Source organism: Sphingobacterium sp. B16(2022) (assembly GCF_012030425.1).
GTDB lineage: Bacteria > Bacteroidota > Bacteroidia > Sphingobacteriales > Sphingobacteriaceae > Sphingobacterium > Sphingobacterium anhuiense.
This window is the reverse complement of record NZ_JAAUVN010000002.1, coordinates 45,362-63,008: the sequence shown is the minus strand read 5'-3', so window position 1 is coordinate 63,008 and position 17,647 is coordinate 45,362. Positions and strand designations below refer to the sequence as shown.

At 34.1% G+C, this 17,647-nt stretch carries 19 protein-coding genes; 9 read left to right on the top strand and 10 right to left on the bottom strand.

Features of this window, described 5'->3' with window-relative positions; translation table 11 throughout:
* Nucleotides 1-4: 4 nt before the first annotated feature.
* Nucleotides 5-1,435 carry an NAD-dependent succinate-semialdehyde dehydrogenase gene (locus tag HCX49_RS10680; RefSeq protein ID WP_168127106.1) on the top strand — a complete coding sequence of 477 codons (1,431 nt, stop codon included), beginning with the start codon at nt 5-7 and terminating at the stop codon, nt 1,433-1,435.
* Between the two features lie 96 nt (nt 1,436-1,531).
* Here the strand turns inward: HCX49_RS10680 and HCX49_RS10675 are convergent, their stop codons facing one another.
* Nucleotides 1,532-2,422: a sugar phosphate isomerase/epimerase family protein gene (locus HCX49_RS10675; protein WP_132842998.1), complete on the bottom strand. Its 891-nt coding sequence runs from the start codon at nt 2,420-2,422 to the stop codon at nt 1,532-1,534.
* A gap of 422 nt (nt 2,423-2,844) precedes the next feature.
* Here HCX49_RS10675 and HCX49_RS10670 point away from each other — a divergent pair, with 422 nt between their 5' ends.
* The 3 genes from HCX49_RS10670 (at nt 2,845) to HCX49_RS10660 (ending at nt 4,030) form a co-directional block, all read left to right on the top strand.
* A complete protein-coding gene (locus HCX49_RS10670) occupies nt 2,845-3,132 on the top strand; it encodes a putative quinol monooxygenase (protein WP_132843000.1) in 288 nt (95 codons plus the stop codon).
* Between the two features lie 77 nt (nt 3,133-3,209).
* On the top strand, nt 3,210-3,542 hold the full coding sequence (locus tag HCX49_RS10665; protein ID WP_021192112.1) for a low molecular weight protein tyrosine phosphatase family protein: 333 nt from the start codon (nt 3,210-3,212) through the stop codon (nt 3,540-3,542).
* A gap of 35 nt (nt 3,543-3,577) precedes the next feature.
* Complete coding sequence (locus tag HCX49_RS10660; protein ID WP_132843002.1) at nt 3,578-4,030, top strand: hypothetical protein; 453 nt, start codon at nt 3,578-3,580, stop codon at nt 4,028-4,030.
* A gap of 40 nt (nt 4,031-4,070) precedes the next feature.
* Here HCX49_RS10660 and HCX49_RS10655 read toward each other — a convergent pair whose 3' ends face one another.
* From HCX49_RS10655 to HCX49_RS10630, 6 genes are all read right to left on the bottom strand, one after another.
* Nucleotides 4,071-5,213: a DEAD/DEAH box helicase gene (locus HCX49_RS10655; protein ID WP_168127105.1), complete on the bottom strand. Its 1,143-nt coding sequence runs from the start codon at nt 5,211-5,213 to the stop codon at nt 4,071-4,073.
* A gap of 151 nt (nt 5,214-5,364) precedes the next feature.
* Nucleotides 5,365-5,910: a CopD family protein gene (locus tag HCX49_RS10650; protein WP_132770985.1), complete on the bottom strand. Its 546-nt coding sequence runs from the start codon at nt 5,908-5,910 to the stop codon at nt 5,365-5,367.
* 121 nt (nt 5,911-6,031) lie between these two features.
* Complete coding sequence (gene hemE, locus HCX49_RS10645; protein ID WP_132843008.1) at nt 6,032-7,069, bottom strand: uroporphyrinogen decarboxylase; 1,038 nt, start codon at nt 7,067-7,069, stop codon at nt 6,032-6,034.
* A complete protein-coding gene (locus tag HCX49_RS10640) occupies nt 7,069-7,587 on the bottom strand; it encodes a hypothetical protein (RefSeq protein ID WP_231577776.1) in 519 nt (172 codons plus the stop codon). The genes hemE and HCX49_RS10640 overlap by 1 nt, the downstream gene beginning before the upstream one ends.
* 6 nt (nt 7,588-7,593) lie before the next feature.
* Nucleotides 7,594-8,301: a response regulator transcription factor gene (locus HCX49_RS10635; RefSeq protein ID WP_021189964.1), complete on the bottom strand. Its 708-nt coding sequence runs from the start codon at nt 8,299-8,301 to the stop codon at nt 7,594-7,596.
* A complete protein-coding gene (locus HCX49_RS10630; RefSeq protein WP_132770986.1) occupies nt 8,291-9,166 on the bottom strand; it encodes a sensor histidine kinase in 876 nt (291 codons plus the stop codon). The genes HCX49_RS10635 and HCX49_RS10630 overlap by 11 nt, the downstream gene beginning before the upstream one ends.
* A gap of 133 nt (nt 9,167-9,299) precedes the next feature.
* Between HCX49_RS10630 and HCX49_RS10625 the strand changes: the two genes are divergently transcribed.
* Entirely contained in the window at nt 9,300-10,004 is a 705-nt protein-coding gene (locus HCX49_RS10625) for a YjjG family noncanonical pyrimidine nucleotidase (protein WP_168127104.1), read from the top strand.
* 77 nt (nt 10,005-10,081) lie between these two features.
* Here HCX49_RS10625 and HCX49_RS10620 read toward each other — a convergent pair whose 3' ends face one another.
* The 3 genes from HCX49_RS10620 to HCX49_RS10610 all read right to left on the bottom strand — a co-directional run bounded on the left by HCX49_RS10620 (nt 10,082) and on the right by HCX49_RS10610 (nt 13,780).
* Nucleotides 10,082-10,888 carry a DUF1080 domain-containing protein gene (locus HCX49_RS10620; RefSeq protein ID WP_168127103.1) on the bottom strand — a complete coding sequence of 269 codons (807 nt, stop codon included), beginning with the start codon at nt 10,886-10,888 and terminating at the stop codon, nt 10,082-10,084.
* A 57-nt stretch (nt 10,889-10,945) separates the two neighbouring features.
* Complete coding sequence (locus tag HCX49_RS10615; protein ID WP_168127102.1) at nt 10,946-13,390, bottom strand: TonB-dependent receptor domain-containing protein; 2,445 nt, start codon at nt 13,388-13,390, stop codon at nt 10,946-10,948.
* Between the two features lie 108 nt (nt 13,391-13,498).
* Nucleotides 13,499-13,780, bottom strand: a complete 282-nt coding sequence (locus HCX49_RS10610) for an ATP-dependent Clp protease adaptor ClpS (protein WP_132770990.1) — start codon at nt 13,778-13,780, stop codon at nt 13,499-13,501.
* Nucleotides 13,781-13,852: 72 nt separating this feature from the next.
* On the opposite strand from HCX49_RS10610, the gene HCX49_RS10605 reads away from it, so the two are divergent.
* The 4 genes from HCX49_RS10605 (at nt 13,853) to HCX49_RS10590 (ending at nt 17,622) form a co-directional block, all read left to right on the top strand.
* Entirely contained in the window at nt 13,853-14,899 is a 1,047-nt protein-coding gene (locus tag HCX49_RS10605; protein ID WP_168127101.1) for a 3-oxoacyl-ACP synthase III family protein, read from the top strand.
* Between the two features lie 102 nt (nt 14,900-15,001).
* On the top strand, nt 15,002-16,066 hold the full coding sequence (locus HCX49_RS10600; RefSeq protein ID WP_168127100.1) for a DUF2157 domain-containing protein: 1,065 nt from the start codon (nt 15,002-15,004) through the stop codon (nt 16,064-16,066).
* Nucleotides 16,056-17,147, top strand: a complete 1,092-nt coding sequence (locus HCX49_RS10595) for a DUF4401 domain-containing protein (protein ID WP_168127099.1) — start codon at nt 16,056-16,058, stop codon at nt 17,145-17,147. The genes HCX49_RS10600 and HCX49_RS10595 overlap by 11 nt, the downstream gene beginning before the upstream one ends.
* Nucleotides 17,134-17,622, top strand: coding sequence for a GDYXXLXY domain-containing protein (locus HCX49_RS10590; protein ID WP_168127098.1), 489 nt, complete (start codon nt 17,134-17,136; stop codon nt 17,620-17,622). Before HCX49_RS10595 ends, HCX49_RS10590 begins: the two co-directional genes overlap by 14 nt.
* Nucleotides 17,623-17,647: the final 25 nt, after the last annotated feature.

Below are 17,647 nucleotides of genomic sequence, written 5' to 3'. Positions count from 1 at the left end.
AGCTATGAAAAATCCCTTATTGCTTAATCAAGCATATATAAATGGAAAATTCATTTCCCACACAAAGACATTCGATGTTATCAATCCTGCCACAGGAAATCTTATAGACACCGTTCCAGATTTAGAAATCGCTTCATGTAAAAAAGCAATAACCGCAGCAGAAAAAGCTTGGGTGACCTGGCGTAAAACAGCTGCAGTGGACCGATGCAACCTTGTTAGAAAATGGTACGAATTAATCCTAAAAAATAAAGTCGATCTAGCTGAAATTATAACGCTAGAAAGTGGAAAACCGTTAAAGGAATCCTTAACTGAAGTTGACTATGGTAATTCTTTTGTCGAATGGTTTGCCGAAGAAGGAAAACGTGCTTATGGAGAAACAATACCAATTGCTCAAAATGGAAATCGAATGATGACGATAAAGCAAGGCATAGGTGTTGTAGCTGCCATTACACCCTGGAATTTTCCTTTAGCGATGGTAACACGTAAAGTAGCACCGGCGCTAGCGGCAGGATGTACTATTATTTTAAAGCCCGCTTCACAAACCCCGTTCTCAGCAATTGCATTGGCAAAATTAGCCGAAGAAGCAGGCATTCCTAAAGGTGTATTTAATGTGGTAACAAGTAAAGACAGTTCTGGTTTTGGCAAAGAACTAGCGACCAACACGACCATACGAAAACTCTCATTTACAGGTTCAACCGAAGTAGGAAAAACATTAACAATTCAAGCCGCCTCTAATATCAAAAAAATATCTATGGAGTTAGGGGGCAATGCGCCATTCATTGTTTTTGATGATGCAGATATAGATGCAGCGGTAAAAGGAGCAATTGCAGGTAAGTTTCGTAATTCAGGCCAGACCTGTGTATCCATTAATAGGTTCTATATTCAGGAAACAGTATATCATGCTTTTGCTGAAAAACTTACAGCAGCAGTGAAAGAATTGAAAGTAGGTAATGGACTGGATAAAGACGTACAAGTCGGCCCACTAATTAATGAAAAAGGTTTAGAAAAGGTAAAACAGCACATTTCAGATGCCCTAAAGCATGGCGCAAAAATTACAACAGGAGGCAACCCTTTAACTGGACTTTTCTTTGAACCTACAGTACTTACAGATTTACCTCATGATGCACTTATAGCACAAGAAGAAACCTTTGGCCCCATATGCGCCCTATTTAAATTCACCACAGAAGAGTCCGTTATTCAATTAGCCAATGACACACCATTTGGTCTAGCCTCATACTTCTACAGTCAAAACATCAGCCGCTGTTTTCGTGTTGCCGAACAATTAGAAGCAGGAATGGTCGGTATTAATACCGGATTAATTTCAAATGCTGCGGCACCATTTGGAGGAGTTAAAGAATCAGGAGTCGGTAGAGAAGGATCCAAACATGGATTGGATGAATACATGGAAATAAAATATCTTTGCATCGCTGAATAATAAGAAGGACATTAACATGCAAATAAATTAAAAAAGAAAAGCACGAATCAAAATGACTCGTGCTTTTCTTTTTTATAATTCAGTAGACCTGATATACTATTTAGCGTAGCTAGCTTGCACATATGGTGCGGCTAAAAGATAATCGATACTTTCTTTCAAGCCTTTTTCCAAATCAACAGAAACCTCTTCGAGTTCAACAAATATATGCTTCACTCCTGCAGTTTTAGCATTCTTAAAGATTGCATCAAATCCAACCATACCACTTTGACCAATTTCACGGCGATCTTTGATATGAAGAGCAGTAAATCTTCCTGGATATTTATTAAAATAATCTACAGGGCTAGATCTACCAATAACTGTCCAATAAACATCCATTTCAAAAAATACATCTTGCGGATTTGTATGTTCAATCATATAGTCCAACATGATAACTTTATCTTCCACTTTCTGAAACTCATGAGCATGATTGTGATAGCCATACTTAAGACCATTTTGACGACATAATTTACCAACCTCATTTAGATATTTACATTGCGTGTCTAGATCTTTAATTGTTTTTGGAACTTCCATCCATGGAGTAACAATATATTGCATACCAGCCGCCTTATGTGCCTCTATCGCTTTACTCCACCATTCCAATGCTTTTGAAAAATCTCCAGAAGCTAATTCTTCATTGGAAAGATTTCTAGTGGCATGGGATGAAACAACTTTCATTCCCGCCTTCTCAACTTTACTCTTAAAATCCTGTGGAGAGTTATTATAAAATTTCCCGTCGCTAAATCCTGCGGCTTCAACTGCCGTATATCCCATGGCCGACAATTTTTTCAATACAGGAAAGTAATCTGCATCATTTTTAATCAAACTTCGAACAGAATACAATTGCAAGCCAATATCTTTCTTTTTCAATGTTTGAGCAACACTGTCGAATCCAGTAAGACTAGATCCTGCCATCAAAAGGACAGCTACTAAAAATTTTAATTTCTTCATAATTTATTTTTCTAAAAATCTTCCGTAAAAACATTATTGAACTTTATTAAATAATGTTTATTCATTGTAAATAGTAATAAAGACTATCGGAAGATTAAATGTAATATTATACATTATTTCAAAAAAATACAACAACAACATTTAAAATTTAGATAACAATTCAGGTACAATCATGACAAATAATATCGCATGATTACTAATCTCATCTATAAGTAGAAATAAATCTTAATACATTAATTCCTCAGATATAATAAAGTAAGGACTTCATAAAGACCAATTTTAAGAGCTTATTGATCGTATTGAAAACATTGATGAATGAAATTTCATTGAAAAATCATACTTTAGAAAAAATGTTATATCCCTAAATCCAATTGGATATAATAAAACAAGCTTAATAAAATCTAATCCATAAATAATTATAAATGAAAATTTACCTTACTGTTGTACTAAGAACAAAAGAAGCATATCGCGACCAAGTAAAAAAGACACTGCAGGAAATGGTTCGTTTAACACGACTTGAACCAGCCGCCGAACTGTATAATTTACATCAAGGCATAGAAGACCCGAATGTATTCACATTTTATGAAATTTGGAAAGATCAAGCAGGTCTTGATGCCCATAATGCCCAACCCTATATCAAAGATTTTGGACCAAAATATGGCGTATTTTTACAAGAAGAACCAACACTGATTAAGACCGTTATGATTTAAATGAGAAAAAATATTATCAATAGCATGCTGATCTATAATCTATCTTCTTCCTCTTTCCATATAATTCACCTATAATCATGCTTAACATATTATTTATTTGCAGCCGCAACCGCTGGAGAAGCTTAACTGCAGAAACAATTTATAAAAAACATAAAACTGTTCGCGTTAAATCTGCTGGTACAGAAAATAATGCAAGAATTAAAGTGAATGCCAAACATCTAAACTGGGCAGATATCGTATTTGTCATGGAAAATCATCACAAAGAGAAAATAATACAGCAATTTCCAAATGAATGTAATAATATAGAAATCGTTATATTAGAAATACCTGATGAATATAAATACATGGATAAAGAACTCATCGAAGAAATACAAGATTCCGTTTCATGTTATATTTCCGATAAATTATAAGTAACCTTGATTATCAAAAAAAACAGATTTAATCTATGCGAGCCTTTTTTCCGAGCACTTTTCACTCCATAAAAACATATTGTTACTTAATAACAATATTATTCACTTTAAGTTGCCAGCCTAGTGCGGTCAATTTTCCTGCTAAACATTATCGTGCAGTTTCAAAAAGAGATACAGCATACCTTCAGCTTACTAAAAATGAAAACCATTTTTACGGACACTATACGATCCAATATGGTAATAGCGGCAAAGACTCAGGAGAAATTAGAGGAAATATAAAGGGAGACACATTAATTGGAGACTATTTTTATATGCCACATAGTGGAGGAGTAAAAAAAAGAACACCATTTGCACTACTGCAGGATGGAAAAACACTACGATTAGGAAATGGAGCTATAGTAAGATTTCTGGATATTCCCAGTTACTCGCCTGACGTTGCAATCAACTATGATAGTGTCAAGTTTGTCTTCACAGAAATTTTACATTAAACAAAATAGCCCGCTAAAAAAGCGGGCTAATAAAATTATATTAATAACCGTGCAGATTTACTTCATCTGTTCGTTTAATATCGACCTTTTTGCCCATTTTCTTCTGAATAACAGAAAAATGATGCAACTCCTCATCTGTTAATAAGGTAATAGCAGTTCCTAAATTATTTGCACGACCAGTTCTTCCTATACGATGAACATAATCTAACGGAGAACGAGGTAATTCAAAATTAATAACGACTGGCAGAGAATCGATATGAATACCACGGCCGATCAGATCTGTAGCTACCAAAACCTGTGCATCTCCTTTTTTAAAATAATCGAGGTGATCCTTTCTATTACTTTGCGATTTCTGACCGTGGATAGAAATTGCTCTAATTTTATTTTTCAATAATTTTTCCACCAATTTATCTGCCGTACGTGTAGAAGATACAAATACAAGTACTTGGTTCATCTTTTGCTCTTTGATAAGATAACGCAAAAATGGACCTTTAGTCTCAGGAGTTACATGGTAAGCGATCTGTTCGATCTGATCAATATTGGCTTCTTCACTTTCAATCTCTACAACAACAGGCTTAATTGAAAGAAGATTATTTATTTCAGTTATTTTATCATTTAATGTCGCAGAAAACAAGGTAATTTGTTTCTTCTTAGGCATTAAAGCCAAAAGTTCCCTGAGCTCATCCTCAAAACCCATTTGAAATAACTTATCAGCCTCATCAATAACTAAATGTTGAATATGACTAATGCTCAGCGCCTTGTTCTTAATTAAATCCAATAAGCGACCTGGAGTTGCTGTTAAAACTTCTACCCCAAGCATACCTTTCATTTGTGGATTAATAGATACACCACCATATACCGCCATAGTTTTTATCTCTCGCTTTAGATTACCCGTAAAGGCTCTAAAAACTTCATCAATCTGAATGGCTAATTCTCGGGTAGGAACAAGTACCAGTACTTCAATATTCCGATCTCTTTTAACAACCTCAATTTGTAACTTCTCTAATATAGGCATCACAAAACATGCAGTTTTCCCAGAGCCTGTTTGCGCAATACCCATCAGATCTTTGCCCGATAAGATAACTGGAATAGCTTGTTCTTGAATAGGAAAAGGTTTCAGATAACCTAATTGCTTGACAGAACTGATAATATTGTGTGATAAACCTAAAGACTCAAATGACATAAAATGTTTTATTTACTGCAAATGTACACTATTATTTATTCTCAATAGTTATCCAGTAAAGATCAGATCAACATCTGCTAGTCTAAATAACCGAATTTAATAGTAATAATTAGTTTGGAATGATCCCGATTTTTTAGAAATTAAAAAATCATTATTTGCCTTCTCTTGAAGTTCTATATTTTTTATAAGCTTTGATCAATATCATTAATACAATCGCCAGTGATAGCAGACCGACAACGCCATAGATCCAGTTCAATGCAGATTTTAAAACAACGGTAAAAACAATGGAAAACAACAGTACAGTAGATACTTCATTCCACATTCTAAGTTTTGAGGAACTAAGCGTTGATTTTTCATCTCTAAGATTAAACATCATCCGTTGACTGATAAAATGGTAAGCAATCATAGCTGCCACAAATAGCAACTTGACATGCATCCACCCCATTTGTAATAATGATGGATTAACATACAGCATTACTAAAGCCGAGAAAACTGTAATATACATAGCAGGAGTAGTTATTACCCACCACAATCGATTCTCCATGATTGAAAACTGCTTATGTAAAACGGTATATGCCTCTTTAGATTGATCTTTTGCCTCTGTATGATAGATGAATAGTCGGGGCATATAAAATAATCCCGCCATCCAACAAATGACAAATATGATATGTATCGCTTTAGCGTAAAGATAAATCATAATCCTAAAAGTATGAATACAAAGATAATTGAATATTGAGTTATTGAGAAGAACTTATTTACTACAAACAAAACAAGGAACAAATATTTGTTCCTTGTTTTGTTTGTTAAACTGATACTTGTTAATATTTAAATTCTTTAACAACTTCAATTGCGTATTTCACATTATCAAAAGGGATATCAGGCATAATACCATGACCTAAGTTGAAAATAAATCCATTTTCACCACGCATACGTTCAAATAATTGAAGGATCTTATCTTTGATTACTTTTTTATCAGCATACAATACAAATGGATCCAAATTACCTTGAACAGCAATTCCCGCAGGTAACGATTGTTTGATATTTTTTAAATCTGCATTCCAATCGACAGATATCACATCCGGTTTTGCTTCTGCCATTATTGGGGCAAACACAGAAGATCCTTTACAGAAAGAAATTACGGGAACATCTTTTCGATTCAAACGAGAGATGATTTGATTATTATAATAATGAGCAAACTCTTTATAATCATTCCAAGATAAAGCTAAAGCCCAGCTATCAAATAACTGAACAGCATTAACACCAGCAGCAATTTGCATGTTTAAATACTCGACGGTTACATCAGCTATCTTTTGAAGAATAGTGTGAGCCAATTTTGGTTCATTATTCAACATCAATTTGGTCAACTTAAAATCTTTTGAAGAAGCCCCTTCAACTAAATAACTTAAAATTGTAAATGGTGCACCTGCAAAACCAATTAGAGGAATACTACCATTCAAACGCTGTTGAATTACTTTAATAGCATCAGCTACATATTCCAATTTAGGTAAACAATCTGTAGCTAATTTATCAGCATCAGCAAAAGAACGCACTGGATTAGCGAAACGCGGACCTACTCCTTGTTCAAAACTTAAATCTCCACCCATTGCTTCTGCTGTAACCAAAATGTCAGAAAACAAAATTGCGGCATCTATACCTAGTAAATCAACTGGCAACATGGTAACATCTGCAGCAATCTCCGGAGTTTTGCACATTTCCAAAAAGGAATATTTATTTTTTATTGCCCAGTACTCAGGCATAAATCTTCCAGCTTGACGCATCATCCATACAGGCGGGCGTTCAGTTTGCTGCGAAAGTGCAGCTCTAATCAATAAATCGTTTTGTAAAGTAGTAATCACTATATATGTTTTGAAATTTCGTTTTGTATTTTGCCAATTATACTGGCTTGACGTTCTGTTAAATTCAATTTCTTCGCCACATCAATATAAGCTTGAGCACGTTCATACTCTTCTTTTCTTAAACTGATATTCGATAAATTGATTAAGACCATCCCTTTTTCATTATCTTTTTTCCACGGTAATCTTGATGCTAATTGGAAATGGTATTCAGCTTCATCAATGCGATCCTCATGAAGTGAAATAGTACCCATCATATATTCATAAATATTACGACGTCCTTTCCTCAAGCGATCAGGATTTTTCACTTCAGCCAGTAAAACTTTTGCCTTAGCATAGTCCTGCTTATGAAATGAATCACTAGCCATAGCTACTGAGCTCTCGCGTAAATGACTCCACACCAGATAACAAACACCACCTGCAATCAGGATCGAAGTTTGATAATGTCCAGCATAAACGCCATATCCAATTAACAATAATGCAATGATAATAACAGCTACACGAGCCTTAAATGTCATCATAAAACGTTATGCATTATTATCCGTGAATTTATATCCAACACCACGAATAGAATGGAAATAAATGGGGTGTTTTTGATCAGGTTCAAAATATTTACGGAAAGTCAAGATGAAATTATCAATCGTACGAGTGGAAGGATAAACATCATAATTCCATACTGTTTCCAATATTTGTTCGCGAGAAACAGCTTCATTTCGGCGTTCAATCAATAGCTTCAACAACATGGTTTCTTTCTTTGTTAAAGAAGTAATAGTACCATCTGCATGATGCAATTCATATGAATTAAAATAAATTGTTTTATCACCAATTTGATAAGAGTTTAATTCTTTCAGATCATCAGGTTTTAAACTTCTTCGCACCAAATTACCTACCCTAAGGATAAGTTCTTCCAAATTGAAAGGTTTGATTAAATAATCATCTGCACCTTTTTTAAGACCAGTGATACGATCTTCACTACTGTTTTTAGCAGTTAAAAACATAATAGGAACTTCCGTATTTTGTAGTCGAATAGTTTCGGCAACCTGGAATCCATCAATCTCAGGAATCATGACATCCAGAATGATCAAATTAAAACGTTCTTCCTTGAATATTTTCAAAGCCTTTTTACCGTCTGTAGCTGTTGTTACACGGTAACCTTCTAACTCCAAATTTAACTTGATAGCCTCTAACAAGTGTTCTTCATCTTCTACGAGCAGTATGCGTTGTTTACTTTGCATTTTTATCAAATGTTACTTCAAAAATACTCCCCGAAGGAGTGTTATCTTTTACCTTAATAGACGCGTTATGCTTTTGCAAGACCGTCTTCACTATATACAACCCCAAACCGGTACCTTTAGTTTTACGTGTCGCTTCACTTCCTACACGATAAAATTTATTAAAGATAAGTTTTTTCTCCACATCACTGATACCAATTCCATGATCAGCAACAGAAAAAATTATTCCATGCTCTTCATTTGTTAATTTAACCACAACATTTGCACATGGTGGAGAGTATTTTATTGCATTCTCGATCAAATTAGTCACGACATTACTTATTGCAAACTTATCAGCGTAGATCATAACATCCGAATCCAAATTAGGTTTCAACACTTGCGTTCTACAAGCATTCTTTTGAAGGCGGTCCACAATTTGTTCTACTAATTCGGTGAGATTAAACTTTTCCTTCGGAAGATTATAATTGCGGCTTTCAAGCTTAGTGGTGATTAATACATTTTCAACCAAATCATCCAGTCGCTCAATATCCTTCAAAGAATTCCTTAAAAAAACTTGTTGCTGTTCCTTATCCAAATCCCTTTTCAAAATTGTTTGAATATATAATTTGACCGAAGCTAGCGGAGATTTTAATTCATGAGTTATGGCCAATAAAAAGTTTTGTTGCTGTTGTTGTAATTTTTGTTCACGAACAAAAAGCTTTTTTAAACGTAAAGCGCCCCAAAGAAAGATCAGTAAAAAAAATATACCTTCACCGATAATCATCGATTTCCTTTGTGGTTGAAATCGAGCAAGCATAACACCCCACCAGATCAATTGGGAGGTGGCATAAAAAACAAGAAAATAAAATAAAACAAGTGCTTTTTTCATACGATATATTGCAACAGAACAAAAATAACGATAAACAGAGGTATAAAAAAATGTGTTGGACTTTATGACACTAAGAGGAAAATCGAACAGCCCCTATTTCTTTCATTAGTCCATATTACGCTATATTTGTACTATGTTTCAACAAGAAAAAAAAGATATATTCTTCGATTTAGATCATACCATTTGGGATTTTGATAAAAATGCAGAAGAGACATTGGACGAACTATATTATCATTACAAATTTGATCAGCTATTTCAGCAAGAAAGCTCTGCCCAATTTATCCAAACCTATACGGTCAATAATCATCGCGTATGGAATCTGTATCATCATGGTAAAATTGATAAAACAGAATTACGCCGTGCCCGCTTTGCAGATACATTTACACAACTTGGTGTAGATCCTTCCCTATTTCCCTCTAGTTTTGAAATAGAATATTTACGCATGTGCCCGCAGAAAACCAATTTATTTCCACATGCACATGAAACACTTCAATATCTGTATAAAAATTACAACTTACATTTGATTTCAAATGGATTCAAAGAAGCTTGCGAAGTAAAGCTTGATAAAAGTGATCTCAATAAATATTTTAAAAATATCTTTATTTCCGAAGTGGTTGGGGTCAATAAACCTGATCCCAGAATATTCAATTTCGCATTAGATAAAGCCGACGCAAAAATTGACAATTCCATCATGATCGGTGATAATATTGATGCAGATGTTCGAGGAGCAATGAATGTAGGCATGGATGCCATATTCTTTAATCCTAATCAAGGTGAGAGACCACAAGATGTAATACATATGATCAGTAATTTAAAAGAATTACAGTCCATTCTATAAATAAAGGAAGGAAATAACAGAAGCATAAAAAAAGCGAGCTTGATTTTCAAGCTCGCTTTTTTTATGCTTTATGGTAATTACAATTTTTTTACAGTAATATTTTTGAACCATACGTCATCACCATGATCCTGAAATCCGATAACGCCTGATTTAGTTTTGCCACCGACATTCTTCAATAATTCGTAAGCTAAAGGCCATTTTTCTTCACTAAATTTACTTTTTTGTAATAGATCAATCCATGATTGATCCCACAGTGTATACTCAACAACTTTGACGTCATTCTGCCACTGTTCAACTTTACCCTTATTAACAACGATTTTCACTTTATTCCATTCACCATAAGGCTTAGCATTTTGAGGCTTCGCAGGGATCATATCATATAACGACGTTGATTTACGATTTCCATCAACCCCCATCTTCGCGTCAGGATGATTTTCATTATCCAACACTTGACATTCTGGACTGGAAATATAAATTGGTTGTCCTTCAATTTCCTTTGCTAAAAAGAAAATACCAGAGTTCGCTCCTTTTGCCACTTTCCATTCCAGTTCCAATTCAAAGTTTTTGAAATCATGAGCAAAAATTAAATCTCCACCTTCATTATTTCCAACATTTGCCTTGCTGTCAAATTTTATAGCACCACCATCAATGATCCATTTTTTAGGCAATACAGCTTTATCATAACCACGCCATCCTGTTAAAGAAGTACCATCAAAAATAACATATGCACCTTGTTTATTTTTTTTAAAATTTTTCAAATCTACCTTAGGTAGATCCAAAACCTTATATGAAGGGACTTCTTTCTTCTGTTGAGCGACAGCAGTACCAACACTTGCAGTACCCGCGAGCATAGTAGCTGCTAAAACGATTGTTCTTAATTTCATATCTAGTATTTATATGGATTAAATTTAAAAAAAAATCATCGGAATCAAGAATATATCTTAATATTCTTCTCCGGATATTTCATTTGTATTAGTCTCCCTTTTCTTAGACTTTGTTAAATCCTGACCTCCGAATCGATACGAAACTGACAAAGTAACCATTCTTTTCATCCAGCGTCTTTCAAAATTAGAAATCAACTGAGGCGTTTCCGTATACCCTTCCATTTTTCTAGAATTGAATACGTCACGTACATTCAACATAACAGAAGCTTTCTTATTAAAAACATCTTTTTTCAAAGCTACATCTATACCTTTCATCGCATTCATCTTTCCTTGAGCCATTACGCGAGAAGAATTATATTCACCCCTAACCTGTGCAGAAAATGTTGGTGTCATTCTATAATTCATGGTTAAATTAGAATTATAAGAAAATCCCTTCCTAATTGGCAACTGGTACAGCTCATTAGCTTTATAATTGATATTTATCAAGTTCAGATTGAATGTAAAATCAAAATCTTTTGTTGCATTGACTTTGGCAATAAATTCAAAACCAGATAAAGTACGGCTTGTTAAATTCTCCCATTTACTATAAGTCACACTATTCGAATCTACAAAGAACACGTAAGGTTGAATCACTTCACTAGTATGATTAAAATATGCTGAACTGACCAAATTAACTTTACCATAAGTTTTCGCATAACTCAACTCAAAAGCATGCACATCTTCTGGTTTCAAATTAGGGTTACCCTGACGTCTGTTCATATTATCAGTCACATCTGGAAATGGATTGATTTGCCATCCGCGAGCACGTTGCACTCTTCGGGAATAACTCAACTGTAACTTATCACCACTATCATCTAAATCATACGTTAAAAATACAGTGGGATATAGACGAAAGAAATTTTGATTTGCAGGAGTTTCTAATGGCGCTTCGGGATCTTTTGAAAAGTAAGTTGATTTTAATTCAAATTGCTCGCCACGTAACCCCAATTGATAGCCAATTTTTTTACTTAATTTATTCTGATAATTGACATATAAAGCATGAACCGAACTCGTAAAATCAAAATCATTACTGATCTTATAATCGGGGAAATAAAGCCCAAGGCTATCAACTAAGATTTCAGAAAACTGCGTATCAAAAGATTTTCTAATCTGCGTTCTATATCCAGCTTCAAACTTACTCGTCTCAGAAAATGGCAATACATAATCAGCTTGTAGATTAATCACCTTTCCGTTTTCAGAAGTCACATTTTTACGACCATCAGCAGGTATGGGACCACTAAAGTTCTGTAAAAAATCATTTGTTCCATCTTCTTTATCATTTCCATAACTTGCATTCGCAGTCAACTCTTCTCCAGATCGCTTAAATTGATGTCTAAAATCAAAATTTAAATCATAAGCAAAGTCATCTTCAAATTGACGTGAATTACGATTACTAGTCCCCGAAAGTTTAGGATGATTAGAATATTGGTAATTCAAATCTTCAGAACGATCACTATTACGGATACTCATATTACCAGAAAGCCCCAAAGTAGTACGATCCGTTATATTATAGTCAACTCCTGCCTTAATATTATGTCCGTTTCCTTTACGGGAAGACTCAGATTCATTATAGATACGGCTGTTATTATCTAAAAAAGTGTTATCAACCTTCCCGCTCCCAACCATATTACGGCGATTAAAATTATAACTACCAAAATAGTTGAACTTCTTATCTCTGTAATTAAGCGTCAATCCAGCCATATAGTTATCATAAGAACCTGCGGATGTATTAACAGCACCATTCAATCCCGTACGGATATTTTTTTTTAATACAATATTTACAATTCCTGTCTGCCCTTCTGAGTCATATTTGGAAGAAGGATTGGTTATAATTTCGACTTTATCAATTGAATTAGCTGGTAAACTCTGTAATAAGGCCGTCACATCATTACCTGCCATTGCAGATTCTTTACCATCAATCAAAATCTTAACATTAGATCCTCTTAAACTAACCGTCCCATCCTGATCGACTTGTAAAGTTGGTACATTTGCTAATAAATCGGTGGCTGTACCACCTGCACTCACCAAACTTTCTCCTACATTAAAAATCTTACGATCGATTCCAATCTGCATCGCCGGTGCTCTTCCTTCAATTACAACTTCACTAAGCAATTCACCAGAAGGTTTTAAAACTAATTTACCGAGATTAAGATTGGAAGAATTTGATACGACAATATTTGTTTTCACGAAGTCGGAATAGCCAACATAAGTAACACGTAACGTAAAAGTACCATTTGGAACATCTTGAAAAATGACTACGCCATTCTCATCAGATTGGGCACCCTTTAAATAAGCTTGAGCACTACCCGTCAGTAATGATGCACTAGCAAAATTGACTGGAGATCCGGTTTTTTCATCAATAAGAGTAGCAGATATTTTACCAGATTGAGCGAAAGTAATTATCGGAAAGAATAAAAACGTAATAAGAAAAGTAAAGAAATGGGTCTGATTTTTAGAGAACATAATAAAGTTATAAGCTGTAATACTACAAAAATGTATTTTTTTGTTGAACTAAAACGACTCGTAACCACTTTATTACTCAATAAAATGACCTATATCGGAAAAAAAAATCTACTCGACAGATACAGTAAGACCTTCTGCTTTTAGAATTTTTCTATAGACCTCCATCTCCGTCAAAGATCCCTCCAAGACTGCACATTTACCATCATTATGCACTTTAAAAGCAATTCTTTCAGACTCAGGTTCCGAATATTGCAAATGATGCATCATACAAAAAATAACATGGTCAAAAGTATTGATATCGTCATTCCACAAAATCAGTCGGTTGGAATCTTTAACTGAAGCTAAAATTTCGGATAAGGAATAGGTTTCTTGTGCAGTTTCTGTACTCATACTACAAAAGTACTTTAATTTTCAAAAATTACGTAATTTTACTTAATTTGAACTTAACATAAATACAATCATATGTTTCAATCCAAAATTGCAGGTATAGGATACTACGTACCAAAAAATGTTTACACCAATCAAGACTTAACCCGTTTCATGGATACAAGCGATGAATGGATTCAGGAAAGAACAGGTATTAAAGAACGTCGTTATGCGGATAGAATTGGTGAAACAACTACCACTATGGCTGTTGAAGCATCAAAAATAGCGATTGAACGCGCTAATACAACAGCTGAAGAAATTGATTTTATTATTTTTGCAACGCTTTCGCCTGATTACTATTTCCCTGGTTGCGGCGTACTTCTACAGCGGGAAATGGGTATGAAAGAAGTAGGTGCTTTAGATATCAGAAACCAATGTTCAGGTTTTATTTATGCATTATCTGTCGCTGACCAATTTATCAAAACGGGGATGTATAAAAATATTCTTGTCGTTGGCTCTGAAAAACATTCTTTTGCCCTAGATTACTCAACACGCGGAAGAAGTGTCTCCGTTATCTTTGGAGATGGCGCCGGAGCAGTTGTTCTTCAACCTACAACTGAAGTAGATAAAGGTATTCTAAGTACACATTTACATTCTGACGGTGCGGATGCTGAAAAGTTAGCGATGTATTACCCTGGTGCATCTGGTGGCATATGGTTAGATGAAAAACCAAAATGGCCTGAACAAGAGCTTGGCGGAATGTTAATGACAGCAGAAATGCTAGAAGATGGAACAGCATTTCCAGTCATGGACGGTCAGGCTGTATTTAAAAAAGCAGTGGTAAAATTTCCAGAAGTAATAGGAGAAGCATTAGCCAAAAATAATTTAACAACACAAGATATTACCCTCTTAGTACCCCACCAAGCAAATCTTAGAATTTCGCAATTCATCCAGAAGACATTGAAGCTAAATGACGATCAAGTATTTAATAACATTCAAAAATATGGAAATACAACCGCGGCATCAGTTCCAATTGCATTGTGTGAAGCATGGGAAGCTGGAAAAATTAAAGAAGGAGATCTTATTTGTTTAGCTGCTTTTGGCGCAGGATTTACATGGGGATCAGCCCTCATCCGTTGGTAGAAAACACACCGTAATTTTTTTTAAAAAATTAAAATTTACTGTTAGCCCTCCGAATTAAAACTGTGTTTTCCACATGAGTTATTAACATTGTGTTAATAACTCATGTGGAAAACATCATATAGAGTATCAGATTCCGAAGCCTCTCTCACCTTCAATCTTTTTCAGATCCATTCTATTTCAGAAAATTACCACAATTTTTCGTTAGATTTAGTAATGGAAAAACTAAATCGTGAAGACATATCGATTGCAAGTAAGCATAGTAATCTTTCAAGAGAGCAGATAGAAAATCTTTTAGAAGAAAATGTCTATGTAAATACCAAAGACTGGAAGCGATTCTTAGATTTATTCTTACTTGTATTAGGAATTGGATTTGTTGTATCTGGTATTATATTTTTCTTTGCATTCAATTGGGCAGATTTAAACAAATTCATTAAAATCGGAATTATACTTCTTCTATTGGTTGCAACTGTACTTTGTGCACTTATATTAAAAATAAATGAAGTATATAGAAATACATTATTGACCGCTGCTTCCATGTTAGTCGGTGTATTATTTGCGGTATTTGGACAAATATACCAAACAGGAGCTAATGCCTATGACTTTTTTCTTGCCTGGACGATATTTATCACGATTTGGGTAATCGCAACACGATTTTATCCACTTTTCCTTCTCCATATAATTCTTATTAACACAACCATTTTCCTTTTCAACGATCAAGTTCTAAATAGTTTTGACCCCGTTAGTATGTCCACGCTACTATTCTTTATCAACGGTAGTGCGTTAACGGCCTTATTATCTCTAAATCATTATCGGAAAATACAGATACCACTATGGTTTAGAAATACGTTTACTCTTATTGTAACCTCAATTGCAACAATCGGTTTGTGTTACCTCATATTTGACTCAAGACTCCTAAACGGATTATTATTAATTTTTGGTACGCTAGCATGCTACTCTTACTACATCTATTATGCCTTACAGACAAAAAGTACATTTTTCATTGGAACCATAGCTTTCAGTATTTTAATTATCACTAATTGTCTGCTTATTAGAATCTTTGAAGATGAATTTGTCTTGATCATCATCAGTCTTTTTGTAATAATAATGGTAACAGCCATTATTAAATTATTGTTAAATATTCAAAGAAAATGGACCAATGAAAAATAAACAAGAAATACTAAACAAAATAGAACTATTGAGGAAAGGCAACGAGCCCAATTTTCAGATCAATATAAATGATACACTAACGGCGTATCAACATTTGGAGGAAAACAGATCAAATCTGACTATAAAAATATTATCCATACTTGGAGTTATATTAAGTGTTTTAAGTTTTTTAGGAGCTTTATTTTTACTAAACATCTTAAACGACAAGTTGAATTTAATCATTTGTGGATCCATCTTTCTTGTTCTTTCTCTATATTGCATTAAAAAATATAATGCCATTATCATTGATACCGCAAGTATTGCATTTTATATTGCAGGAGGATGGATGCTCATATATGGTTTCGATATCCATGATTTAAATTACATATTTATACTCTGTTTTATCATCAGCTTATGTACACTATTAATTGTACAACGCCACCTGTTATCCCTGTTAAATATACTTGGCATTATTTATTCCATAATAGCTTTAATCAATCACAATTATCAAAATATATTATTCATTACACTGATCAATGCTATTCTCATAATTGCATTGATCTATTTTTTATCACATGAAGCAGCTGTACTATCCAAACGAAATTTAATCAGTACAATCTATAATCCATTGCGCTTAGGGCTTATTCTTGCAACAGTAGCCACGACAGCATTCATTATACTATCACATTATGAGACTTACAATGAGCAAGTAAATAACAACTCATTCGCATTATATATATTATCGGTACTATATGCATTTGCAATTTTATGGGTGGTTTATAAAATCACAAGTAAATTTAAGATCACAACATCCAAAGTACTTTTTCCTACATATGCGCTTCTCATACTGATGCTAGGTTCAACAGTTATTAATCCTGGTATCGCATGTTCAATACTACTCATCTTAACTTGTTTTAATTATCAATATAGGATGGGTCTATCAATTGGTCTTATTTCCCTACTCCTTTCCTTATGGCATTTTTACTATAATCTAACCTTTTCATTATTGATAAAGTCATTGATTTTAGTTATTTCCGGACTGTTATTTTTAGCCATTTACTTTGTTATAAATTCAAACAAAATCAACAATGAAAAAATATAAAAACTGGATCATTGCAGTGAACTTATTGGCCATCATTGCTTATTTCACTTTTACGATCCTGCAGAAGGAAAAAATTCTAAAAGAGGGTAAACTGATTCTTTTAGAGTTAGCACCTGTCGATCCGAGATCACTTATGCAAGGCGATTACATGCGCTTAAGATATAGTATAGCAGACAGTATAACGCCTTCAGAAGTGCCTCCACGTGGATACGTTGTTGTCAAATTAAATACTAAAGGTATAGCAAGTGGGGTTCGCTTGCAAAACAATACGACACCGTTAAAGAAAGACGAACTCTTAATCAAATACACTATGTCTAATAGACATAGTTTAAATATTGGTGCCGAATCCTTCTTTTTTCAAGAAGGGCATGCCACAAAATATGAACAAGCAAAGTTCGGAGGGATCAGAGTAGATAATAAAGGAAATAGTTTGTTAGTCGGGCTTTATGACGAGCGGGAAAAAATGATCAGGTAAAGCATAAAAAAGGCGATGAAAATAA